At 72.1% G+C, this 22960-nt stretch carries 19 protein-coding genes; 7 read left to right on the top strand and 12 right to left on the bottom strand.

All coding sequences use genetic code 11. From position 1 onward, the window contains the following. Positions 1-79: 79 nt before the first annotated feature. Positions 80-1099 carry an aspartate-semialdehyde dehydrogenase gene (locus tag AGRA3207_RS17200; protein ID WP_231335667.1) on the top strand — a complete coding sequence of 340 codons (1020 nt, stop codon included), beginning with the start codon at positions 80-82 and terminating at the stop codon, positions 1097-1099. 3 nt (positions 1100-1102) lie between these two features. Here AGRA3207_RS17200 and AGRA3207_RS17195 read toward each other — a convergent pair whose 3' ends face one another. Both AGRA3207_RS17195 and AGRA3207_RS17190 read right to left on the bottom strand, forming a co-directional pair. Then, positions 1103-1615: a hypothetical protein gene (locus AGRA3207_RS17195; RefSeq protein WP_231335666.1), complete on the bottom strand. Its 513-nt coding sequence runs from the start codon at positions 1613-1615 to the stop codon at positions 1103-1105. 42 nt (positions 1616-1657) lie between these two features. Further along, positions 1658-2257, bottom strand: coding sequence for a methyltransferase domain-containing protein (locus tag AGRA3207_RS17190; protein WP_231335665.1), 600 nt, complete (start codon positions 2255-2257; stop codon positions 1658-1660). Positions 2258-2861: 604 nt separating this feature from the next. Between AGRA3207_RS17190 and AGRA3207_RS17185 the strand changes: the two genes are divergently transcribed. Then, complete coding sequence (locus AGRA3207_RS17185) at positions 2862-4049, top strand: sensor histidine kinase (RefSeq protein WP_231335664.1); 1188 nt, start codon at positions 2862-2864, stop codon at positions 4047-4049. Here AGRA3207_RS17185 and AGRA3207_RS17180 read toward each other — a convergent pair. From AGRA3207_RS17180 to AGRA3207_RS17160, 5 genes are all read right to left on the bottom strand, one after another. Continuing rightward, the gene (locus AGRA3207_RS17180; protein WP_231335663.1) at positions 4046-4264 is read right to left on the bottom strand and encodes a DUF2277 domain-containing protein; all 219 of its coding nucleotides are present in this window, start codon (positions 4262-4264) and stop codon (positions 4046-4048) included. The genes AGRA3207_RS17185 and AGRA3207_RS17180 overlap by 4 nt on opposite strands. Positions 4265-4463: 199 nt before the next feature. Further along, entirely contained in the window at positions 4464-6287 is a 1824-nt protein-coding gene (locus AGRA3207_RS17175; RefSeq protein WP_231335662.1) for a M4 family metallopeptidase, read from the bottom strand. A 380-nt stretch (positions 6288-6667) separates the two neighbouring features. Beyond that, positions 6668-7699 carry a M28 family metallopeptidase gene (locus AGRA3207_RS17170; RefSeq protein ID WP_231335661.1) on the bottom strand — a complete coding sequence of 344 codons (1032 nt, stop codon included), beginning with the start codon at positions 7697-7699 and terminating at the stop codon, positions 6668-6670. A 225-nt stretch (positions 7700-7924) separates the two neighbouring features. Then, the gene (locus AGRA3207_RS17165) at positions 7925-9499 is read right to left on the bottom strand and encodes a M4 family metallopeptidase (protein WP_231335660.1); all 1575 of its coding nucleotides are present in this window, start codon (positions 9497-9499) and stop codon (positions 7925-7927) included. A gap of 406 nt (positions 9500-9905) precedes the next feature. Then, on the bottom strand, positions 9906-10934 hold the full coding sequence (locus tag AGRA3207_RS17160) for an alpha/beta hydrolase (RefSeq protein WP_231335659.1): 1029 nt from the start codon (positions 10932-10934) through the stop codon (positions 9906-9908). Positions 10935-11094: 160 nt separating this feature from the next. Between AGRA3207_RS17160 and AGRA3207_RS17155 the strand changes: the two genes are divergently transcribed. Together AGRA3207_RS17155 and AGRA3207_RS17150 are read left to right on the top strand one after the other, a co-directional pair. Further along, positions 11095-11790: a peptidylprolyl isomerase gene (locus AGRA3207_RS17155; RefSeq protein WP_231335658.1), complete on the top strand. Its 696-nt coding sequence runs from the start codon at positions 11095-11097 to the stop codon at positions 11788-11790. Between the two features lie 99 nt (positions 11791-11889). Continuing rightward, a complete protein-coding gene (locus tag AGRA3207_RS17150) occupies positions 11890-12627 on the top strand; it encodes an isocitrate lyase/PEP mutase family protein (protein ID WP_231335657.1) in 738 nt (245 codons plus the stop codon). An 86-nt stretch (positions 12628-12713) separates the two neighbouring features. Here the strand turns inward: AGRA3207_RS17150 and AGRA3207_RS17145 are convergent, their stop codons facing one another. From AGRA3207_RS17145 to AGRA3207_RS17135, 3 genes are all read right to left on the bottom strand, one after another. Continuing rightward, positions 12714-12923 carry a hypothetical protein gene (locus tag AGRA3207_RS17145; protein WP_231335656.1) on the bottom strand — a complete coding sequence of 70 codons (210 nt, stop codon included), beginning with the start codon at positions 12921-12923 and terminating at the stop codon, positions 12714-12716. 25 nt (positions 12924-12948) lie between these two features. Continuing rightward, positions 12949-14706: a hypothetical protein gene (locus AGRA3207_RS17140; RefSeq protein ID WP_231335655.1), complete on the bottom strand. Its 1758-nt coding sequence runs from the start codon at positions 14704-14706 to the stop codon at positions 12949-12951. A 182-nt stretch (positions 14707-14888) separates the two neighbouring features. Further along, a complete protein-coding gene (locus AGRA3207_RS17135; protein ID WP_231335654.1) occupies positions 14889-16178 on the bottom strand; it encodes an HD-GYP domain-containing protein in 1290 nt (429 codons plus the stop codon). 194 nt (positions 16179-16372) lie between these two features. Here AGRA3207_RS17135 and AGRA3207_RS17130 point away from each other — a divergent pair, with 194 nt between their 5' ends. Then, on the top strand, positions 16373-18928 hold the full coding sequence (locus AGRA3207_RS17130; protein WP_231335652.1) for an ATP-dependent Clp protease ATP-binding subunit: 2556 nt from the start codon (positions 16373-16375) through the stop codon (positions 18926-18928). 65 nt (positions 18929-18993) lie between these two features. Continuing rightward, the gene (locus AGRA3207_RS17125; RefSeq protein ID WP_231335651.1) at positions 18994-19428 is read left to right on the top strand and encodes a hypothetical protein; all 435 of its coding nucleotides are present in this window, start codon (positions 18994-18996) and stop codon (positions 19426-19428) included. A gap of 16 nt (positions 19429-19444) precedes the next feature. Here AGRA3207_RS17125 and mctP read toward each other — a convergent pair whose 3' ends face one another. Together mctP and AGRA3207_RS17115 are read right to left on the bottom strand one after the other, a co-directional pair. Then, positions 19445-21031, bottom strand: a complete 1587-nt coding sequence (mctP, locus tag AGRA3207_RS17120; RefSeq protein ID WP_231335650.1) for a monocarboxylate uptake permease MctP — start codon at positions 21029-21031, stop codon at positions 19445-19447. Further along, positions 21028-21201, bottom strand: a complete 174-nt coding sequence (locus tag AGRA3207_RS17115) for a DUF3311 domain-containing protein (protein WP_231335649.1) — start codon at positions 21199-21201, stop codon at positions 21028-21030. Before AGRA3207_RS17115 ends, mctP begins: the two co-directional genes overlap by 4 nt. A gap of 166 nt (positions 21202-21367) precedes the next feature. On the opposite strand from AGRA3207_RS17115, the gene AGRA3207_RS17110 reads away from it, so the two are divergent. Next, a complete protein-coding gene (locus AGRA3207_RS17110) occupies positions 21368-22927 on the top strand; it encodes an acetolactate synthase large subunit (protein ID WP_231335648.1) in 1560 nt (519 codons plus the stop codon). Positions 22928-22960 lie beyond the last annotated feature (33 nt).

The raw sequence follows: 22960 nt of genomic DNA, 5'->3' as shown, positions 1-22960 counted from the left end.
GCGAAGGGATATCGACTGGACGTCCCGGATCGGGCTCGGCAGACTCGTCAGCCCAGGTCAAGCAACCAGAGGGAGCGGCATGAGGATCGGGATCGTCGGGGCCACCGGGCAGGTCGGGAGCGTCATGCGCCGCATCCTGGCCGAACGCGGATTCCCGCTGGACGAGCTGCGCCTGTTCGCCTCCGCCCGCTCCGCGGGCCGCACGCTCCCCTGGCAGGACGGCGAGATCACCGTCGAGGACGCCGCGTCCGCCGACTACACCGGCCTCGACATCGTCCTGTTCTCCGCAGGCAAGACCTCCTCCAAGGAACTCGCGCCCAAGGTCGCCGCCGCCGGGGCCGTCGTGATCGACAACTCCTCCGCCTGGCGGATGGACCCCGACGTCCCGCTGGTCGTCTCCGAGGTCAACCCGCACGCCGCCGCGGCCCGTCCCAAGGGCATCATCGCCAACCCCAACTGCACCACCATGGCCGCGATGCCCGTCCTGCGCCCCCTGCACGACGAGGCCGGCCTCACCGCCCTGGTCGTCTCCACCTACCAGGCCGTCTCCGGCAGCGGCCTCGCCGGCGTCGCCGAACTGCACGAGCAGGCCGGCAAGGCCGTCCCGTCCGCCGACCGCCTCACCCACGACGGTGCCGCGGTCGAGTTCCCCGACCCGCGGGTGTACGTCCGCCCCATCGCCTTCAACGTCCTCCCCATGGCCGGCGCGATCGTCGACGACGGCCTCGCCGAGACCGACGAGGAGCAGAAGCTCCGCAACGAGAGCCGCAAGATCCTGGAGATCCCGTCCCTGAAGGTCTCCGGCACCTGCGTCCGCGTCCCGGTCTTCACCGGCCACTCCCTCCAGATCAACGCCCGCTTCGACCGCCCCGTCACCCCCGAACGCGCCGCCGAACTGCTGGCCGACGCCCCGGGCGTCGTCCTCACCGACGTCCCCACCCCCCTCCAGGCCGCCGGCCAGGACCCCACCTACGTCGGCCGCATCCGCCGCGACGAGACGGTCGACAACGGCCTCGCCCTCTTCTGCTCCGGCGACAACCTCCGCAAGGGCGCCGCCTTGAACGCCGTCCAGATAGCCGAACTGGTAGCCGCCGAATAACCCCTACCCCACACCCCCCGACGGCGAGTCCAACCAGACACGCAGCCCACCGGAGTCCACGGTGATGCCGAACCGCTCACGGCCGGGCCGTCCCCAGCTCATCCATCGCATGTACGCGTCGTAGACCTCGTCCCAGAGACTGCGGGCCCCCGCCTGGTGGACGGTGTAGTCGACGTCGCCCGCGACATAGAGCACGCAGGCCCAGGAACCGGCGTCGTCGGTGATCCGCAGCACGAACTCCTCGGCGTGACGGGGCACCGGCTCGTAGCGCACCCCGGGGAGCAGCGCGGCCAGCGCGAGATCGGCGCCGTAGGCGTCCCACACCACCGCCCGCGGATCAAGCCGCGTGGCGCCGGTCTCGTCCGCCGCCCCGGCCGGGTCATCGGGCCACCGGGCGATCGGGGGCCGCTGGCCGCGCATCATCATGTACCCGCACGACCCGAGGGCCCGTCCGATCGCCCTCCCGTCGCCGTCGGCGGTCAGCCGCAGGACGTGCCCGGGCGCCCAGGACGGCATCCAGGGGGCGACCAGCGCCCCTCCCGGCCGCAGACACGAAATTTACGCGTACGGGAGATCCCGAACCCCGCAGGTGACGTGCACACGGTCGAAGACCTCGCCCTCCGGCCACGTCCGCGCTCCGTCACCGATGAGGACCTGGACCGGGAGCCCGGCGTTCGCGAGGTTGGCGATGGCGCCCTCGGCGACGTCCTGATCGATCTCGACGGTGATGACGCGGCCGGCCCCAAGCCGGTGCGCCAGCAGCGCCGCCGTCCACCCGGTACCGGTGCCGACTTCGAGAACCCGGTTCCCCCTGTGCGGATCGAGCTGACGCAGAAAGGTCAGCGCCATGCCGGGAGCCGAGAGCGACGACGTGTACCGGCCAACGCCGGTGATGGGAGCGGTGACGCCGTCATCAACCTGAATGATTATGGCAGCCTCTGCATAGGTGGCCTCCAGCCACTGGCCCGGCTTGGCGGTCCGGTCGATCGGGAAGCCGTCCCGGCCGTCATCGGGAGCGCACCAGGCCTGATCTGGCACGAACAGATGCCGCGGCACCGCCCGCAGGGCGTCCGCCCAATCGCCCAAGTCCCCTCGATCGCGCAAGCGGACGATCATGTCGTCCAGTGCTTCGGCCGTCTCCTCGGCACGAAAGGTCACTTACCGTCCTCCTTGCTGTGTTCCCCCCGTCCTTGCCTCCTTTGTCCGGCGGAGGCACAGGCCGTCCCTTCTGCTGGCCATTCTTCTCGATCTCTGATTCGTGCCTGCCCATGCGGTGATCCCTTCCCCTGTGGAGACACCGAGACATGACGCCGCTCTGCACACAGACTGAATCGATTGTTCCGCGAGTGTCCCACCACGGAACGTGACCGCGGTTGTTGGACGCCTATGGCCAGGCGCCCAGCGAGGTTCGCGACCCGCCGTCGATCCGCCGGGTCGCGGCCGGGTTCGTGGCTCGTCACCGTGGGGTCGCCCGGGGTGCGGGAGCTCGCGGCTGTTCTTGGGGCGGCCCGGTTGTAGATGCGGGCGATGTCGTCGGGCGGCTCTTCCTCTGGCCGTAATTGAGGGGTGCCCCCTGCCCTTCTGGATGGTGTCTTCCTTTTTAGGAATTGTTTTTTGGGTCGCTGGGAAGGGGTTTCGGTGTGGCTCGTGCGGAGTGAGTCGCGGGCCCTCAGGGCGGGGGTGCGCCTTGAGGCGTACCAGCCTGCTGTACCATCCGGCCGACGCACTACCTGAGCGGGGCCGGGGAACCTACGCTGCTGGAGTGTTCGTCCGATCGTTCTCCTGGCTGCGTGCCCACCCGCGCCTCGTCGACTCGCTGTGGGCGCTGCCGCTCGTCTGGTATTCGGTGCTGACCCAGGAGAATTACAGGGTCGACGGCATGCGGCATTATCTCTCTTTCTATTACGCCTTCGTCGTGGCGCTGACGGTGCCGATGATCTGGCGGCGCCGGTGGCCGCGTGAGGTCTTCGCGGTCGTCTGCCTCGTCGGCTTCGTGCAGTTGCAGACCGAGATCGCGATGATCTCGTCGGATCTCAACGTGCTCGTCGCGATGTACACCGTCGCCGCGAACCTGTCGATGCGGTGGTCGCTCGCGTCGTTCCTGGTGGTCCAGGCCGGTGTCGTGGCGTCCGTCGGGTACTGGTGGCCCACGAAGTCGTTCATGGAGAAGTTCATCGTCCTGCTCCCCTCCTCCATCACCACGCTGGCCGTCTGGTTGTCGGGGCTGTACGTGAACACCCGGCGGATGTACACGCGCAGCCTTGAGGAGCGGGCGGTGCGGCTCGAAGCCGAGCGCGACGCGCAGGCGCAGGTCGCCGCGGCGGCCGAGCGGGCGCGCATCGCCCGGGAGATGCACGACGTGATCGCCCACAGCGTCAGCGTCATGGTCGTGCAGGCCGACGGCGGGTCCTACATGCTGGACGTCGACCCGGACCGCGCCCGGCGGGCGCTGGAGATGATCGGGACGACCGGGCGGCAGGCGCTCACCGAGATGCGGCGCATGCTCGGCGTCCTGCGCGAGGGCGGCCAGGCGGGCACCTACGCCCCGCAGCCCGGTATCGACCAGCTGACCGAGCTGGTCGAGCAGATCCGGACGACCGGGCTGACGGTGGACCTGGCGATCGAGGGGACGCCCCTGGAGATGCCCGCGGCGTTGCAGCTGGCGGTCTACCGGATCATTCAGGAGGCCCTCACCAACGCCCGCAAGCACGGCGGGCCCCGGGTGACCGCGCAGGTGCGGCTGCACTACGGCGACGACGCGGTCCTGGTGGACGTCTCCGACGACGGGCGCGGGGCGGCGGCGCTGAGCGACGGGCAGGGCCACGGTCTGGTGGGCATGGGCGAGCGCGTCGCCCTGTTCGGCGGCTGGGTGCGGACCGGCCCCCGCCCCGGCGGCGGCTTCACGGTCTCCGCCCGTATCCCCGTCCCGGAACCGGCCGCCGCGGGCTAGGAGGCCCGGCGGCCCCTGATCTCCAGGGAGTCCAGGAGGGCGGCGGTGGACCGGGCGATCTCCTCGACGGCGCGGTCGAACGCCTCGGCGTTGTGGGACGCGGGGGCGCGGAACCCGGAGATCTTGCGGACGTACTGGAGCGCGGCGGCCCGGACGTCCTGGTCGGTCACGTCGTCGGCGAACGGCGGGCGAAGCGTCTTGATACTGCGGCACATAGGTCCATTCTTACCTCTGGTACCGACAGCACCGGCCCGAGGACCTCGGGGGACGCGCAGGCTGTCACACGCTGCAAGAATTCGAGGCCCTCGGCGCCGAGGACAGGTGGCGCCGAGGGCCGGGCGGGGGGCGGGTCCCCGTCTGGGGTGATGCGGCCGCACGGGACGGGCCGAGATCGTCCCGTGCGGCCGCCTGCGGTCAGCCCGTGCAGGTGGTGGGCTCGCCGCTGGCCGCGGGAACGCTTACCGCGTTCCACGCGTCCTTGGTGGCGGTGAAGTCGGCGCAGGTGACCTTGCCGGCCTTCACCAGGTTGAGAGCGGCCGTGAGGGAGGTCTTGCGGGCCGCGCCGTGGGTCCAGCCCGAGGTCTTCATGTTGAGCGTCTCCATGAAGATCCGTCCGGCCTTCTGGATCCCGATGCCCTTGATCTGCGAGTTGTCGCAGGTCGGGCTGTTCGGACGGCCGTTGTCGGCGTCGTTGGCGTTGGAGCCCTCGGCCAGCAGGTAGAACCAGTGGTTCTGGACGCCGGCCGCCGCGTGGACCTCCTGGCGGGGGACCGACGCGCTGAAGCAGCCGGGGTTGTTGCCGACCTTGGACGGGTCGGCCATGTTGCGGATCGGGCCGCGGCCGACGAGGTCGAGCTCCTCGCCCACCTCGTAGTCCGGCGGGTCGAAGTTGACCACCGCGGTGGCGCCGTTGATCTGCTCGGCGACCTTGGGCTCCTTGAGGAACCACTCGGTGAGGGCGCCGAAGATGTCGCCGGTGGACTCGTTCAGGCCGCCGGCCTCGTTGCCGCTGCCGGAGCCGCCGGGCGTGTTCTGGAAGATGCCGTGGCCGAGCTCGTGGGCGACGACGTCGGTGGGCGTGGCCTGCTTGTTGTTCGACTGGTTGCGGCCGAAGTTGGCGAACTGGCCGTTCCAGAAGGCGTTGGCCTGGTTGAGGCCGACGCGCATGGGCCAGCCGCGGCCGTTGCCGTCCAGGCCGTTGCGGTCGAGCCAGGTCTTGACCATGTCCCACTCGGCCTGCGCGCCCTTCATGGCGTCGACGCAGGCGGTCTCCAGGTCGGTGCCCACGGCGCTGCCCCAGGCGTCGTCGGTGCCGGTGAAGGGCGCGCCGTTCTGGTCGCCGCAGCTGACGCCGGGACGGGTGGCGTCGTTCATGGTGAACGAGTTCCCCGAGCCCGAGGTCACGATGTTGGTGGGCTTGTCGCGGCCGCCGTGGTAGAAGCTCTGGTCGTCGTCGGCGTCGACGACCTCGTCCCACGTGCGGACGACCTTGCCGCTCCTGGCGTCGACCAGGACGTGCATCTTGGACGGCCGTTCCGCGGCGGCGAGGCCGTAGGACCCGTCGGGGGGCGCCACGCCATAGGAGCCGTCGGGGGGCGCCACGCCGTAGGACCCGTCGGGCGGTGCCACGCCGTACGAGCCGTCAGGGGGTGCCACGCCGTAGGAGCCGCCGGGGCCCGCGACGCCGTAGGACCCGCCGGGGCCCGCTATGCCGTAGGAGCCGGGCGGACGGTGCAGGCCCTGCACGACGGTCTCGTAGACGAGCCGGCCCTTGCCCTCGGCGAGGACGGTCAGCGTCGGCGTGGAGACGGTGCCGGGCTTGTCGATCTGCTTGCGCGCGATGGCCGCCGCGCGGGCGGCGGTCACCTTCGGCGCGGTCCCGACCGACAGTTCGGTGGTCTGGTTGACCGCGGTGCTGAGCACGTTGCCGGCGGCGTCGGTGGCGACGACGAAGTCACCGCCCCGGACGGGCAGCCCGGCGTAGGTGCGCTCGTAGGAGACGTACTGGAGTCCTCCCGCCCCGGCCAGCACCCGCTGCCGGATGATCTTGTCCTTGGGCGAGGTGTGGATGTGCGCCTGGCCGGCGGACACGAGCCGGTCGGCGGAGGCCACCGCCGCCAGGGGCGACGGCGTGGGGGGCGCTGCGGGCGAGGCGTTCGCGCCGGCGATCGGGGCGGACATCGCCACGGCGAGGCCGGCGGTGATCGCCGCCGCCCCGAGCGCGGTCTGGTGTCTCACAGCGGTGCTCCTTACATGGGCCGAGGGCTCGGGCCCGCGGGGATCCTTGCGGGAGGGGGCCGCGCGGGCGCCGCTGCCGCCCGGCGTTGACTGCTGAGGTCTGGCCCCGCGTCGACGGTTGTCGCGGATGCGGCCGGGCGGGGACGGCCGCATCCGCGAGCGTCCGTCGTGAGGGGCACGGGACGCTTGGCGCGGGTCTGGGGCCCCGCGCCGTGGGGGACGCTGATGGACGCTGAACTCAACCGGGTGAGCTGGTTTCAGAAGGACACCGTGACTGCCGGTCTATGTCAACAAATCCATTTGTTACTGGAATTTCAATAGTTGTCGGTTGAGGTCTGAACGCCGCTGGAAACAACCGGTGAACTGGGCGGACGCCCGTGTCACTTGGTGATCTTGGTGCCGCCTCCGGGCTGCGGTGTGGCAGTGCCGGCCAGCGTCCAGATGGCGTAGGCGATGGCGTCGGAGTTGCGGTCGAGCGCGGTGTCGTTGATGTTCGCCGTGGTGTCGCAGCGCCCGTGGTAGCAGCGGTCGTACGCCTGGCCCGCCTGGCCTCCCCACTTCTGCGCCTGGGAGGAGGACTTGATGCCTTCGGCGCCGGTGAACATGCCGCCGGCGGGGATGCCGACGTCGATGAACGGCCCGTAGTCGGAGCGTCCGTCGAAGTCGGTGTCCTCGACCTGCACCTTGATCGAGGTGAAGTAGTCGCGCAGCACCTTCTCGATCTGCGCGGAGCCCGCGGGGCCCGCCGGTCCGCTGGAGCCGTCGCCGTCGTAGGCGAGGTAGGCGGGGTTCGGGGAGCCGATCATGTCGAAGTTCAGGTATCCCTTGATCTTCGTCCGCTCGCCGCCGAGGCTGTCGACGTAGTGCGAGGAGCCGATCAGGCCGAGCTCCTCCGCGCCCCACCAGCCGAACCGCAGGTGCTGCTTCGGCTGGAACTTCTCACGGGCGATGGCGAGCGCGACCTCCAGGTTCCCGGCCGAGCCGGACCCGTTGTCGTTGATGCCCGGCCCGGCGGTCACGCTGTCGAGGTGCGAGCCGGTCATCAGCACGCTGTTCTCGTCGCCGCCGGGCCAGTCGGCGATGAGGTTGTAGCCGGTGGCGCCGTTGTAGCTGAACGACTGCACCCGGGTCTGGTATCCGGCTGCGTCCAGCTTGCCCTTCACATAGTCGATGGAGGCCTTGAACCCGGGCCGCCCGTGGGCGCGGGTCCCGCCATTGCTCGTGGCGATGGATTGGAGTTGTGCGAGGTGCGCCTTGACGTTCGCGACGGGGATGTCGGGCGCCGCGAGCCTGGTCGCGGACGCGGGAGGCGCCACGGGCACGGTGGGGGCCGCGGAGGCCGCTGCGCCGGGCAGCAGGGCGGACAGCGCGAGAGCGGCCGCCCCGAAGATCGCCGTGGTGCGGGGTCTCATGGGGTTCCTCCAGAGGTCACGTGGTGCTGGGTAGGGGCGCGGCCCGTGACGGGGAGAGCGGGCCCCGTCACGGGCCGCGGGTTGGGACGGGTCGGGCGCCGGCGGTCACCGCGGGGCGCCGTGCGGCGCACGGATGGCGCACGGGGAGCGCACGGGGAGCGCGCCCTCGGCGGTGACCGTCAGCAGGGACGGGCCGTCAGGCGTTCCGGTGGGAAGCCCTGACGGTCATCCACGGCCCTTGGCGGGGCACGCGGCCTCGCCACTCTGCGCCGGGACGCTCACGGCGGCCCAGGCGGCCTTCACGGCGGTGCACTCGGCGGCGGAGCCGGGGAACAGCTCGACCGCGGCGGCGATCGTCGCGGTACGCGCACGCGCGTGGGTCCACGCCGACACCTTGCGCTGCAGGCCGCCCAGGAAGATCTGGCCGGCCTTCTTGATGCCGATGCCCGCGACCGTGGAGTTGTTGCAGGTCGGGCTCTTCGGGCTGCCGTTCGTCGGGGACGAGCCCTCGGCCAGCAGGTAGAACCAGTGGTTCTGCGGGCCGGCGGCCTTGTGCACCTCGGTGTTCGGGATCGAGGAGGTGTAGCAGTTCGGGTCGCCCTTGGCGCTCGGGTCGTACATGTTGCGGATCGGGCCCTGGCCGACCAGGTCGATCTCCTCGCCCACCAGGTAGTCCGGCGGGTCGAACTGCTGCGGCTCGTTCAGGTAGTGCTCGGTGAGCGCGCCGAAGATGTCGCCGGCGGACTCGTTCATCCCGCCCTTCTCGTTGCCGCCGCTGTCGCCACCGGGGGTGTTGGTGAAGATCGCGTGGCCGTTCTCGTGGCCGACGACGTCGATCGAGGTCGCCTGCTTGTTGTTGGCCTGGTTGTGGCCGAAGTTGGTGTAGCTGCCGTTCCAGAACGCGTTGACCTGGTTGAGGCCGACGCGCGACGGGAACCCGCGGCCGTTGCCGTTGGTGCCGTTACGGCCCAGCCACTCCTTCAGCATGTCCCACTCTTTTTGCACCGCGTACAGGGTGTCGACGCAGGCGGTCTCCAGGTTGGTGCCGCTGCCGTCGCCCCACGCGCTGTCGGTGCCGGTGAACGCCGAGCCGTTCTGGCCGCCGCACTGGTGGCCGGGACGCGAGGAGTCGGTCATCGACGTCGCGGCGGTGGCGACGTCGACCGTGCCGTGGAAGTGGCTCTTGTCGTCGGCGGCCGCGGCGTCACGGACCTCGTCCCAGGTCTGGACGACCTTGCCGTTCTTGGCGTCGACGAGGACGTGGAGCTTGGTCTCCGCGCCCTTCTGGTGGCCGCTGACGACCGTCTCGTAGACCAGGCGGCCGGAACCTTCGGCCAGGACCATGAGGCGGGTCGTGGCCGTGTCGACCTTGCCGACCTTGGCGCGCGACGTCTTGGCCGCCTGCGCCGCGGTGATGGTGGCCTTGGTGCCCACCTTGAGCTCCTTGGTCTGGTTGACCGAGGTGCTCAGCACGCCGCCGCCGGAGTTGGTGGTGACGACGAAGTCGCCGCCGTGGACGGGCAGGCCGTCGTACGTCCGCTGGTACTCGACGTACTGCAGGCCGCCGAGCCCGGACGTGATGTTCGTGCGGTAGATCTTGTCCTTCGGTGCCGCGTAGAACTGCGCGGGCTGGGCGGCGACCATGCGGTCGGCCGAGGAGGCGGCGAGGGTGCGGGCTTCCGGTCCGGCCGGCGCTGCCGGCGCGGTGCGGGTCGTCGCGCCTGTGGCGGGGGCGGACATCGCCACGGCGAAGCCGACGGCCATGACGGCCGCGGCCCCGATCGCGGTCTGGTGTCTCACAGGGGTGCTCCTTCCACGGGCCCGGACAGGGCAGGGCGCACGGGAGGTCCTGGGGGAGCGCTCCGCGACACCCTTGTCCGCCGGGCGAGGACTGGGGGGACTCATCCGGATGAGCTGTCCCGAAGTGCACCCCGCCGTGTGAAAGGAGTCAATGAATCCATTTGGTTCTGGATTTTCAATATTTACGAACGAGTTGATGGATGTTCGGGAAATGTCCACCTGGACAGCGCTGACCGGCCGGACCGATCCACGGTCCGGCCCGTCCCGGCACAGGAACCTTCAGTACGTTCGACGCGTTGAAACCCCGCCGCGCGCCCGCCCCGGCCCCGCGTACCGCCTCGACCGCGTACCGCCTCGACCGCGTGCCGCCCCGGACCCGCGTCCCGCCCCGGACGGCGGAGCGGCGTCAGGGGGCGATGCGGCGGCAGAGCCAGGCCAGGGCGAGCGGGTAGCGGTAGTCGATCCCGCCGTGGCCCGCGTCGAACAGCTCGAACCGGATCACGTCCTCGGCCACCCCGGCGTCCAGCAGCGCCTGCCGGAACGCCTGCGCCCCCACGTCCAGGTACCACTCGTCGCGCGTGCCGCCGTCGATCCAGATCGCCCGCTGCGACCGCATCGCCTCGGCGTGGGCGGGGACCATCCGCACCGGGTCCCACGCCAGCCACCGCTCCCACACGTCCTGGCGCATGACGCCCGTGACCGGGTCGAACGGCAGGTCCGGCGTGCCGTCCTCGCGCGCGGAGTAGCACACGGCCATGCCGAGGATGTTGAGCAGCTCCATGTCCTCGGGCTTGGTGAAGGACGCCCGGGAGTGGAAGTCGTCCCACCACCGCCAGATGTCGCCGCCGTACCGGCGCAGATGCCGGACGCACTTCGGGAACTCCGGCAGGTAGCAGTACTCGAACAGCGCGTCGCCCGCGTGCGTCGCGAGCGCCCCGAACAGGTCCGGCCGCAGCATCGGCGTGATCATCGCGCCGTAGCCGCCGCTGGACTTGCCGCTGATCGCCCGGTGCTCCGGCGCGTCCAGCGTCCGGTAGTGCCCGTCCACCCAGGGGACGACCTCGTCGCAGATGTAGGAGTGGTAGCGGCCCGTGCCGGGGGAGTCGACGTACTGGCTGCCGCCGTGCGCCGTCCAGGCGTCCACGAACACCACGAGCGCGGGCGGCGCCTCGCCGGAGGCGAACACCGCGTCGGCGGTCTCGGTGAACGGCTGGCGGTAGGGCATCCGGTTCCGCCAGATCCCGACGTGCCCGGTGAACCCGGTGATCACGTAGACGGTGGGGTAGCGGCGTTCGGGGTCGTCGTCGTAACCGGGCGGGACGTACACCAGCAGCGGGCGCTCGTGCGGGTCCTTCAGCGGGTTGTCGCGCAGCAGCTCGCTGGCGACGACGTGATCTTCCAGGCGTCCGGCGAGCTCGGCGGACCACGGCAGCATGCGCACTCCCTCGGCAGGCTCGTTGATCACTTCGACGCTAACCCAGCCCGCCACGGGACGCCATGGCGGGATGCCGCCACCCGCGGTGCCCCCGCCATACCGGAGCTTCGTCGGGATTTGCCACTATCCCGGCCCCCAGGTGATCCGTACGTTGACGGGTATGAGACCGCGCTGGACCGCCACCGCCCTGGCCGTCGCCTTCGCCGCCGCGCTCGCTCCCACCGGGACCGCCCAGGCGTCGCCGTCCGCGCCGCAGTCCCCGCCGTCCTCGGCCGGGGCCGGGCACAAGGTCCGGTGCGTGTTCACCCCCACGCCCGACAACCCGCCCGCGAAGCGGGTGCACCCGCCCCGGCCCAAGGCCCGCGCCCACGGGGAGGTCGACGTCGTCCTCGACACCAACTTCGGCGACGTCCACATCCGCATGGACCGGGAGAACGCGCCGTGCGCGGTCCACAACTTCGTGAGCCTGACCCGGCAGCGCTTCTACGACCGCACCCGCTGCTGGCGGCTGACCAACTCGGCGCGGCTCGGCGTCCTCCAGTGCGGCGACATCTACGCCGCCGAGAAGGGCGGCCCCGGCTACAAGTTCGACGACGAGCTGACCGGCGAGGAGACCTACCCGCGCGGGACGGTCGCCATGGGCAACTGGGGCCCGGACACCAACGGCAGCCAGTTCTTCATGGTCCACTCGCGGGCGCAGATCCCGCCCGCGTACACGGTGCTGGGCGAGGTCACCCGGGGTCTGCGGGTCCTGGACCGGATCGTCAAGGGCGGCATCATCCCCGGCGAGAACGGCCCCGAGGACGGCGAGCCCGCCCGGCCCGTGAAGATCCACCGCGTCTACGCCGACGACTGAGCAGGGGGTTCTCCGCACCGTCCGGACGGACGGGAGGGACGATGTCACAAAGGACCGTCCTGCCCTGTCCACCTAGAAGAAGAGGACGGAAGGAGAACCATGACCGACAACGCCAAGCGCCTCCGCGAGCTGCACAGGCCCGGCGACCCGCTGCTCCTGCCGAACGTCTGGGACGCGGGAAGCGCGAAGATCGTCCAGGAGGCGGGCTTCCCCGCCCTGGCCACCGCCAGCGCGGCCGTCGCCGCCTCGCTCGGGTACCCCGACCACGAGGGGGCGCCCGCCGGGGAGATGTTCGCCGCCGCGGGCCGTGTGATCCGCGTGGCGACCGTCCCGGTCACCGTGGACGCCGAGGCCGGCTACGGGCTCCAGCCCGCCGAGCTGGTCGAGCGGCTCCTCGCGATCGGCGCCGCCGGATGCAACCTGGAGGACACCTACGCGGGCGAGCTCGCCGAGCCCGGGGCCCAGGCCGAGTTCATCGCCGCCGTCCGCGACGCGGCGGGCGACGCGCTGGTGATCAACGCCCGTGCCGACACGTTCGTCGCCAAGGCCCCCGATCCCGTGGACGGCGCGATAGCCCGCGGCCGCCTCTACATCGAGGCCGGCGCGGACTGCGTGTACCCGATCACGGCCCCCTTCGACGCCGTCCCGGCGCTGGTGGCGGGGATCCCGGGGCCGGTCAACGTGAACAACATGCCCGGCTCGTCCCTCGCGGACCTGGCCGCAGCCGGTGCGGCGCGCGTCTCCTACGGCCCGATGCCGTACCTGCGCGCCCTGGACGCGGTGAAGGAGTTCGCGGGCCGCGTCCTCGCCAACGAGAACCCGTACGGCCCGGCGTAGTCCGGCCGGGGCCCGGCCACCCGGAACAGAGCTGCGTGCACACCGCTCGGGACGGGTGGGACGGGTTCGCCGGGTCCGCGGCGGCGTCAGCCGTCGCGGCGGTCTGCTCCCGGCGCCCGTCCGACCGTGGACGCGCACGACTCGATCGACTGCTTGGTGTATTCGAGGAGCCGGTCGAGCTCGTCCGGGTCGTCGAACAGCGTGTTCGGCGGCAGCGGGGTCTCGCGGACGTACTCGATCGACTCGATCACATAGGCGCCGCCGGGCGGCGGTCTGTCGGACCGGTCGTTCGGCACGGGTGCCGTCCCCTCTCTGCTCCGGCTACTCCAGCCGGTGTTGGTAAGTGTGGGCAGCATCGTTCTCCCTCCGCAAGAGCAGTCGCCGGTAGGACCACGAACGGACGACAAGTTGGGCAGCTATTGACAGTACGTTGACCAGAGCTATGACGAACAGCAAACCCCACCACGAAGGCAGATGCATCCCGAACACGTCGGGTTCCACCGACTGGACGGGCTTCTCGGGTCGCTCGGTCACGAGGAAGAGGCTTCCCGCGATGAGCGAGGCGATAGCGCTGACGAACAACGAGCAGCGGGCGGCCAGCGAGGAGCGCAGCACGGCCTCCCCGTCGGCGTTGAAGCCGAACCAGGACGCGGCGACGGCGGGCAGCGCCAGCAGCAGCGGCGGGATGTCGCTGTCGTTGGCGATCCCGGTCGCCTCGGCGTGCCCGATCGCGCCGATGAGCAGGCACGTGACCGCCGCGGTGATCGTGGCGCTGGCGAGCGTGCCGGGCGGCGACTCCCCGAAGGACGCCGACAGGACGAGGTTCTCCCCGCGGACCCTCGCGAAGCCCCGCATGTACAGGTGCGCGTACGACTGGCCGCGCTTGCCGCGCATCTCGAAGTAGGGGCGTCCCCAGCCGGACTGGAACCGCTGGTGGTGCACCGGGCACGTCCGGCCCGGGGGCAGGATCACGCCGGCGCGGGTCAGCGGGGTGCGGCAGGACGCGCAGCGCAGCGTCTGCTCCATCAGGTACTGGGTGCCGGGGCCGTCGATCTGGAGGTGGTACGACTTGGAGTTGTGCGCCAGCGCGGTGTCGACGCCCACCTTCAGCGGGCGCAACCCGAGCGCGAGCCGCAGCCGCCCCCGGACGTTGGCGATCGACAGGGACGGGATCAGCGTCCGCCGGTAGGAGATCACGGCCCGGCGGTGGTCCTGGTGCGGCAGCACGGCGATGACCGGGTACGCCTGGCTGAGCATCTGCACGAACTCCCGGAGCCAGGTCACCCGCTCGGTCCCCGCGCTTCCCGGGAGTCCCAGCAGCGCGAACGCCTCCGCGATCACCTTGTCGACGTCCGCGCGGTTGCCGAACCCGTAGATCAGCTCCAGCAGCAGGGCCTCGGCCTGCCAGGACCTCTCCAGCTCGCGCTGCGTCCGCGGCGAACGGCCGTCCTCCCGGCCGGGGGCCGTGCAGGTGATCACCAGGAAGTGCAGGGCCACCGCCAGCAGCTCGGCGGTCTCCTCGAAGGACAGCACGGTGACGGTCTGCCCCTGGGAATCGGTGATCGCGAGACTGTCGATCAGTTCGGGCTTGCGCACCAGCAGGGCCGGGACGTAGATCTCACCGGCGCCGCCGTCCCGTTCCGGGCCGCCGGCCGGCGGCGAGGGGAGCTGGAACTCGATGGTGACCTGCTGGCTGATGACGCGCCCCTGGAGGGAGACCGATTCCACCGTCCGCGTCCGGAAATGTGCGGGATCGATGATCATTCGGACGAGTGAGGGCACCGATTCCAGGTTGTCCTTGCGCAGCGCCGCGCGCTGCTTCTCGAACAGCCCGGGCAGGTCGGCCTTGCCGTCATGGCCGCCGCGCTGCTCGGGCGGCGAGCCTCCGGCCGCCCTCTTGTGCCGCAGGTTCAGCAGGAACAGGTAGAGCAGGTAGATCCCCGCCCCCACGGGGATCGCGACCCATCGCCGGCCGTTCCAGGAAAGGCCCGCGGTCAGCAGGCCGCATGCCAGGATCAGAAGTACGGCCGGCCAGGTCATCGCCCATGCCGTCCGCTTGTCCAGCCCCCGCGTGATCAATACGCCCCTCTCCGGGCGGCGGCACCCCGCGATCGAATGATCCAAGGGTCCGGCGCCCTTTGAATCACGATGTCGGTGAACTCATGTAGAGATGACGGCTTTTGAGCGTTCCAGGTTCACCGGGGAAAATATCGAACGGATATCGGCGGCCGATCACCGCACCAATAACGGGGTAAAATACCCTATTTCGGGGTGGTTTCCTCGTGCCGTGCCGGTTCCCGGTCGCCCGCCTCGGACTCCCAGCCGTGCGTCTCCAGGGCCCGCAGGAACGCCTCGACCATGACCGGGTCGAACTGGGTGCCCGCGCAGCGGCGCAGTTCCCGCTTGGCCTCCCCGATCGAGCGGGGCCGCTGGTACGGGCGCGCGGACGTCATGACGTCGAAGGCGTCGGCCACGCCGATCACCCGGGCGAACTCGGGGATCTCGTCGCCGGCGAGGCCCATCGGGTAGCCGCGGCCGTTCATCTTCTCGTGGTGGTGCATGATCCCGGCGAGCGCCTCGTCCAGGAACCCGATGTCGCGGACGATCTCCAGCCCGCGCATCGGGTGCAGCTGGACCTCGGCGAACTCCTCGTCGGTCAGCTTGCCGTCCTTGCGGAGGATCCGGGTCGGGACGCCGATCTTGCCGATGTCGTGCAGCATCCCCGCGTACCGGAGGGCCTCGACCCGCTCGGGGCGCATCCCGATCTGCCGGGCGATCATCACCGCGCCGCGGGAGACGCGGTCGGAGTGCCCGCGGGTGTTGACGTCCTTGGTCTCCACGGCCTGGCACAGCGCCGCCAGCGTCGCGTCGTAGGCGCGGCGCTGGCCGAACGCCTGCTCCAGCGCCCACCGCGCGACGTACAGCGGCAGCAGCACCAGTACCGCGACGACCGGGCCGAGGTCGTCCCACAGGCCCGCGATCAGCAGCCCGAACATGCCGTAGCCGACGCACACCCCCGCGAGCTCGCCGCTCTCGCGAGCGAGCTCGCCGGGGGCGGCCTGCCCGGCCAGGAGCAGCACCCCGGCCATCAGCGCCAGGTTGACCAGCACGAACGTGACGAGCGCGAGGGTGAACGGGCCGATGACGCCCGCGACCCAGTGGACCTGCCAGGGCCGCACCCGGTCGCCGTGGGCGAGCAGGAAGACCGCCCCGGCCGCGTAGCCGCTCACCGCGAACTGGGCGCCGTTGAACACCCGCTTGACGGGCGCGATGCCCCGCTGGCCGGTGGCGACGGCGGTCGACCCCACCAGCGCGGCACCGACCGGGCCGAGCAGCACGACCGACGCCAGGCACACCGCGAAGCTGAGCGACACCCGGGCGCCGTCGACGTGCAGCCGGGCCGGGAGGGAGTCGCAGGCCAGGAACAGCATGATCAGCGCCAGCAGGACGCCCGGGTCGACGCCGCGGAAGGGCGAGGCGGCGACGAGGCCGGCCGCCGCGGCGACGACGACGCAGATGTAGAGCCAGGCGGCGCGGGGGAGACCAGGCATGCCCCATCCAGGTGAGTCGGCCCGACGAGTCGGCGGACGCGCTGGGCGTCCGTTCCATCACCGACAGTACTCCAGCCGGCCGGCTCCGGCGGACCGAACGGGCGCCTGCGCCGCCTGGGGTTTCCGGTGCGGAGCGGTGGGCACGACCCTGACGGTCGCGACGTCCGGACGGGAAACGGGGGAGGTTTCCGCAGATGAGCGAGGGATGGTACGGGTCCGGGGGGATGGATCCGTTCGAGGAGATGCTCGCCCGCTTCTTCGGCGCCGGGGCCCACCGGCGCCCGGTGGAACGGATCGGCATCGCGCGGCTGATGAGCGAACCCGCGCGCGAGCTCGTCCGGGACGCGGCGGCGCAGGCGGCGCGCTGGGGCAGCGTCGACCTGGACGCCGACCACCTGCTGTGGGCGGCGACGCGGCAGCAGCGGACGCGGCAGTGGCTGGAGCGGGCGGGCGCCGACCCCGACGCCATCGCCCGGGAGGTCGAGGAGTCCGCCCGCCGGGGTGAGCCGAGGGACGTGCCGCCCGAGCTGACCCCCGCGGCGAAGCGCGCGCTGCTCGACTCGCACCAGATCTCCCGCGCCCTCGGCTCGTCCTACATCGGGCCCGAGCACCTGCTGTTCGCGCTGGCGCTCGACCGCGGGTCCAGCGCGGGCCGGATCCTGGACGCGGCGCACGTCACGCCGGACACGCTCCAGTCCGCGGCGGGCGGCGGCGGGGGCCAGCCGCCCGGCGGGACGGGCGGCCAGGGCGGCGGAGGCCCGGCGTCCAGCACGCCCACGCTGGACGAGTTCGGCCGCGACCTGACCGAGCTGGCGCGGGAGGGCCGGATCGACCCCGTGATCGGCCGGGAGGACGAGATCGAGGAGACCGTCGAGGTGCTGTCCCGGCGCACCAAGAACAACCCGGTGCTGATCGGCGACCCGGGGGTGGGCAAGACCGCCATAGCCGAGGGCCTCGCGCAGCGGATCGTGGACGACGAGGTGCCGGTGACGCTGCGCGGCAAGCGGATCGTCCAGCTCGACCTGAGCGGGGTCGTCGCCGGGACCCGCTACCGGGGCGACTTCGAGGAGCGGCTGAAGAAGGTCGTGGACGAGATCCGCGAGAACGCCGACGGGCTCGTGGTGTTCATCGACGAGATCCACACGCTGGTGGGCGCGGGCGGCGCCGAGGGCGCGATGACCGCGGGGAACATGCTGAAGCCCGCGCTGGCGCGCGGTGAGCTGCACGTGGTCGGCGCGACCACCATCGACGAGTACCGCCGTCACATCGAGAAGGACGCCGCGCTGGAGCGCCGGTTCCAGCCGCTCCTGGTGCCCGAGCCGGGCACCGAGGACAGCGTCGAGATCCTGCGGGGGCTGCGCGACCGGTACGAGGCGCACCACCAGGTGCGGTTCTCCGACGAGGCGCTCGTCGCGGCGGTGGACCTGTCCAGCCGCTACCTCACCGACCGGTTCCTGCCGGACAAGGCGATCGACCTGATCGACCAGGCGGGCGCCCGCGTCCGGCTGCGGTCGGGCGCGCGGGACGGCGGCCGCCGCGAGAAGGAGGAGCGGCTGGAGCAGCGGCGGCGGGAGAAGGACCAGGCCGTCGCGGACGAGGACTACGAGCGCGCGACGGAGCTGCGCGACGAGATCGGCCGCCTGGAGGCCGAGCTGGACGCCGCGCGCGGCGTGGGCGGTCCCGCGGCGGTGCCCGAGGTCACCCCGGCCGACATCGCCGAGGTCGTCTCCCGGATCTCCGGCGTGCCCGTCACGCAGCTCACCCAGGCCGAGCGGGAACGGCTCACGCAGCTGGAGGAACACCTGCACGAGCACGTGATCGGGCAGGACGACGCGGTGGCGGCGGTGGCGCGGGCCGTCCGCCGGTCCCGCGCGGGCATGGGCGACCCCGGCCGCCCGATCGGCGGGTTCCTGTTCCTCGGCCCGACCGGCGTCGGCAAGACCGAGCTGGCCAAGGCCCTCGCGGAGGCGCTGTTCGGCAGCCGCGACCGGATGATCCGGTTCGACATGAGCGAGTTCCAGGAGCGGCACACGGTGAGCCGCCTGATGGGCGCGCCGCCCGGCTACGTCGGCTACGACGAGGCCGGGCAGCTCACCGAGGCGGTGCGGCGGCGGCCCTACGCGGTGATCCTGCTGGACGAGATCGAGAAGGCGCACCAGGACGTCTTCAACGTCCTGCTCCAGCTGCTCGACGACGGCAGGCTGACCGACGCGCAGGGCCGTACCGTCGACTTCCGCAACACCGTGGTCATCATGACCAGCAACCTCGGCTCCGAACTGATCACGGGCCAGGTGGGGATGGGCTTCGGCGCGGACGGCGGCGGCGAGGACGGCCCGGACGCCGCGCTCCGCGACCGGCTCATGCGCCGGCTGCGCGAGGCGTTCCGCCCCGAGTTCCTCAACCGGATCGACGAGATCATCGTGTTCCGGCGCCTGGAGGAGGGCCAGCTCCGCCAGATCACCGACCTGCTGCTGGACGAGACGCGCCGCCGCCTGCGCGCGCAGGGCGTCACGGTCACGTTCACGACCGAGGCCGTGGACTTCCTGGCGCGGCGCGGCTACCAGCCGGAGTTCGGCGCGCGGCCGCTGCGCCGCACGATCCAGCGGGAGGTGGACGACCGGCTCTCGGACCTGCTGCTGTCCGGCGAGCTGGAGGGCGGCTCGCATGTGGACGTCGTCGCCGAGGGCGACGCGCTGGGGTTCCGGGTCACCGTCGGCGCGGGCGCGGCGGGCGGCCGCCCGGCGGACTGAGCATCCGGCCGAGATCCTTTCCGGTTCCGTTGATCCGCGCGGGCCTGGCCGGACGTGCAAGGGGTATGGGAGTCCTTCTTCGTGTACTCGTGGCCGCGGGGCTCGCGGCCGACGCCTTCGTGCATTGGCGTTTCGCGCCTGACATGGCCCCCGGGCCCAACGCCGCGAGCGGCACCATCCCCGGCGACGACCTCTTCCGCGCTCAGGCGCTCCTCGCCGCGGCGGCGGGGCTGCTCGTCCTGGTCTGGGCGCGCCGGTGGACGTACGCGGTCGCGTTCCTCGTCGCGGCGAGCGCCGTCGGCGCCCTCGTCCTCTACTACTCCGTCGACGTCGGGCGGCTCGGGCCCATCCCGGCCATGTACGACCCGCACTGGTACGGCGACAAGACGATCAGCCTCATCGGTGAGGGGATCGCGACGCTGGCGGCCCTGGTCGGCTTCTTCACCGTCCGGGGCGCGGACCCGGCTCCGGCCCACGCCGGGCCGGCCCTGTCGCGCTGATCCGGCGTGCGCCGGCCTATCGGGGGAGCGGGTGTGCAACGGGGGCGGGGTCCGGGGCGGTGAGATCCTCACCGTCCGGGACCCCCACACGCCGCATGACGGGGGTCAGCAGGAACGTGACGGCCAGGTTGACGAGGACCGCGAGGACGCCCGCGTAGACGGTCAGGCCGGTGGAGAGGCCGAGGCGGTCGAGGGCGAACTGGGCGCCGCCCCAGTGCGCGTGGACGACGCGTCCGGTCGCCGCCTCGACGGCCGGGGTGACGTACAGCATCCACAGGCCGCTGGCCATCCCCGCCGTCCAGCCCGCGATCAGCGCCCAGCGGTGCGGTGCGCGGGAGCAGAGGCCGAGGAGGACCGACGGCAGGGTCTGGAGCACGATGACCCCGCCGATCAGCTGGAGGTCGATGGAGAACTGCGGGTCCAGCAGGACGATCACGGCGACGGCGCCGGCCTTGACGGTCAGCGACGTCACGCGGGCGGCGCGGGCCTCGGCGGCGGGGGAGGCGTCGCGGCGCAGGTACTCCTTGTAGACGTTGCGGGTGAACAGGTTCGCCGCGGCGATGGACATGATGGCCGCGGGGACGAGGGCGCTGACGCCGATGGCGGTGAAGGCGATGCCCGCGAACCAGTTCGGGAACATCTTGTCGTAGAGCAGCGGGACGACGGTGTTCGGGTCGGGCCGCCCGTCCGAGGTCATCGGCTGCACGCCGGCGGCGATCGCCATGTAGCCGAGGAGCGCGAGCAGCCCGAGCAGCAGTGAGTAGGCGGGGAGCGCGGCCGTGGTGCGGCGCACCGCGCCGCGGTCGCCCGCGGCCAGGACGCCGGTGACCGAGTGCGGGTACAGGAACAGCGCGGCGGCCGAGCCGAGCGCGAGCGTCGAGTAGCCGAGCCCGGCGGACGCGCCGAGCACGGTGCCGTCGGCGGTACCGGGGGTCCCGGCGTACTTGCGGTCGGCGGCGTCGAAGACGGCGTCCCAGCCGCCGAGCCGCATCGGCACGTAGATCACCGCGGCGAGCACCACCACGAAGATCAGGGCGTCCTTGACGAAGGCGATCAGCGCGGGCGCCCGCAGCCCGGACCGGTAGGTGTAGGCGGCGAGGACGGCGAACGCGATGACGATCGGCCACTCGCCGTGCACGCCCGTGGCCTTCAGGACGGCCTGGATGCCCACCAGCTGGAGCGCGATGTAGGGCATCGTGGCGACGATGCCGGTGAGGGCGACGAGCAGGGCGAGCGTGCCGGAGCCGTGCCGCGCCCGGACGAAGTCGGCGGTGGTGACGTGCCCGTGCCGCCGCGCGACCTCCCAGAGCCGGGGCAGCACCAGCAGCACCATCGGGTAGACGATGATCGAGTAGGGCAGCGGGAAGAACCCGGCGGCGCCGGTCGCGAACAGCAGCGCGGGCACGGACACGAACGTGTAGGCGGTGTAGAAGTCGCCGCCGATGAGGAACCAGGACAGCCACGACCCGAAGTCGCGGCCGCCGAGCCCCCACTCGTCCAGGTGCTCGGGGTCGTCGGCGCGGCGCCACCGGGACGCGGCGAAGCCCATCACGGTGACGAGCGTGAACGCGACGACGAGGATCGTCAGCTCGGTCCACTTCATCGCTCGTCCCTCGTGGCGCGGTACACCAGGACGAGCAGCGCGACCGTGATCGGCACCCAGGCGAGCTGGTACCAGTAGAAGAACGGGACGGAGAACAGTTCCGGCGACCGGCGGTCGTAGAACGCCGGGACGAGCAGGCCGATCGGCGGCAGCAGGAGCAGAGCCTTCATAGGGCCGGAACATTCCCGGACGAAGCGGCCGTCCACCTGGATCCGGTCGTCATGGTGATGATTCGAGAACGCCGGATTTCGTCGTCACGCTACAGCGGCATGGGACGCCGCGTCCGAGGATGGCTTTCTGGGAGATGCCTTTTTCTCCGACGGACGGAAAGGGACGATGAACGGCGCTGAAAGCCTGATGAGGACGGCCGCCGCCGCGGGCGCGGACGTGTGCTTCGCCAATCTGGGGACGAGCGAGGTGCCACTCGCGGGCGCGCTCGACCGGGTCCCCGCGATCAGGCCGGTGCTCGGGCCGCACGAGGCGGTCTGCACCGGCGCCGCCGACGGCTACGGGCGGATGACGGGCCGGCCCGCGCTGGCCGTGCTGCACTGCGGGCCCGGCCTGGCGAACGGCCTGGCGTCCCTGCACAACGCGCGCCGGGCGGGCACGCCCGCGGTGGTCGTCGTCGGCGACCAGGCCACCTGGCACGCCGCCGCGGACGCGCCGCTGACCACGGACGTCCCCGCCGTGGCGGACCCGTTCTGCGCGCATGTGGGGAGATGCGAGTCGGCGGAGGGGATGGCCCGGGACATGGCGGACGCGATCGGGGAGTCCGCCCGGGGGCCGGCGTGTCTCGCCGTCCCCGCGGACCTCGCGCGGCAGGAGGTCCGGGAGCCGGGCGCCGACGCCGCGCTCCGCAGGCGCCGCCCGGTCGATGGGGACCGTGTCGCGAGGGCGGCGGACGCGCTGCGCCGCGGGGGGACGGCGGTGCTCTTCCTCGGCGGCGGCGCCCTGTCCCGGGAGGGTCTGCTCGCCGCGGGCGCCGTGGCCCGCGCCACCGGCTGCCGCCTCGTCCACGAGACGTTCCCGGCGCGGATCGAGCGCGGCGGCGCACTGCCCGCGCCGGCGCGGCTCCCGCACCCCTACGACGACGCCGCCGCGATGCTGGCGGACGTGTCGGCGGTCGTCCTCGCGGGCGCGCGCGAGCCGGTCAGCTCGTTCGGGTACGCGGGGCGGCCGAGCGGCTTCGTCCCGGACGGCGCGGACCTGCGGGTCCTCGCCGGTGCCCCGCAGGACTGCCTTGACGACGCCGTGGACGCGCTGGAGCGGCTCGCCGACCGGGTCGGCGCGGCCCCCGCGGAGCGGACGGGACGGCGGGCGGGGCCGCCCGCCGTCCCGTCCGGCCCGCTGACCCCGGAGACGTTCGCCGCCGCCGTGGCCGCCGCGCAGCCCGCCGACGCGATCGTGGTGGACGAGTCGCTGACGTCGGGCTTCGGGTACCACCGGGCGGCGGAGGCGGCGCCCCCGCACACCTGCATGGTGGCCCCGACCGGCGGGGCCATCGGGCACGGGCTGCCGCTGGCGACGGGAGCGGCGGTCGCCTGCCCGGACCGTCCCGTCCTGCTGATCGAGGGGGACGGCAGCGCGCTCTACACCGTCCAGGCGCTGTGGACGCAGGCCCGCGAGAACCTGGACGTCACCACGGTCATCTGCGACAACGCCGGGTACGAGATCGTCAAATGGGAGGTGGACAAGGCCGAGGGGGTCGGGCCCTCCTCCGAGGCGCTGCTGTCCCTGGACCGGCCGGGGCCCGACTGGGTCGGCGTGGCCGAGGCGCTCGGCGTCCCCGCCGCGCGCGCCGCCACCGCCAAAGAACTGGGCGGGGCGCTGCGGGCCGCGTTCGCCGAGCCGGGCCCGCACCTGGTCGAGGCCAAGATCCGGCGGGCGGGCGCGTAGGGCGGAATGCCCCTCCGGGGGCGGGGTAGGGCG

The organism is Actinomadura graeca (assembly GCF_019175365.1).
In the GTDB taxonomy this organism is placed as follows: domain Bacteria; phylum Actinomycetota; class Actinomycetes; order Streptosporangiales; family Streptosporangiaceae; genus Spirillospora; species Spirillospora graeca.
This window is presented reverse-complemented; position numbering and strand designations above follow the sequence as displayed.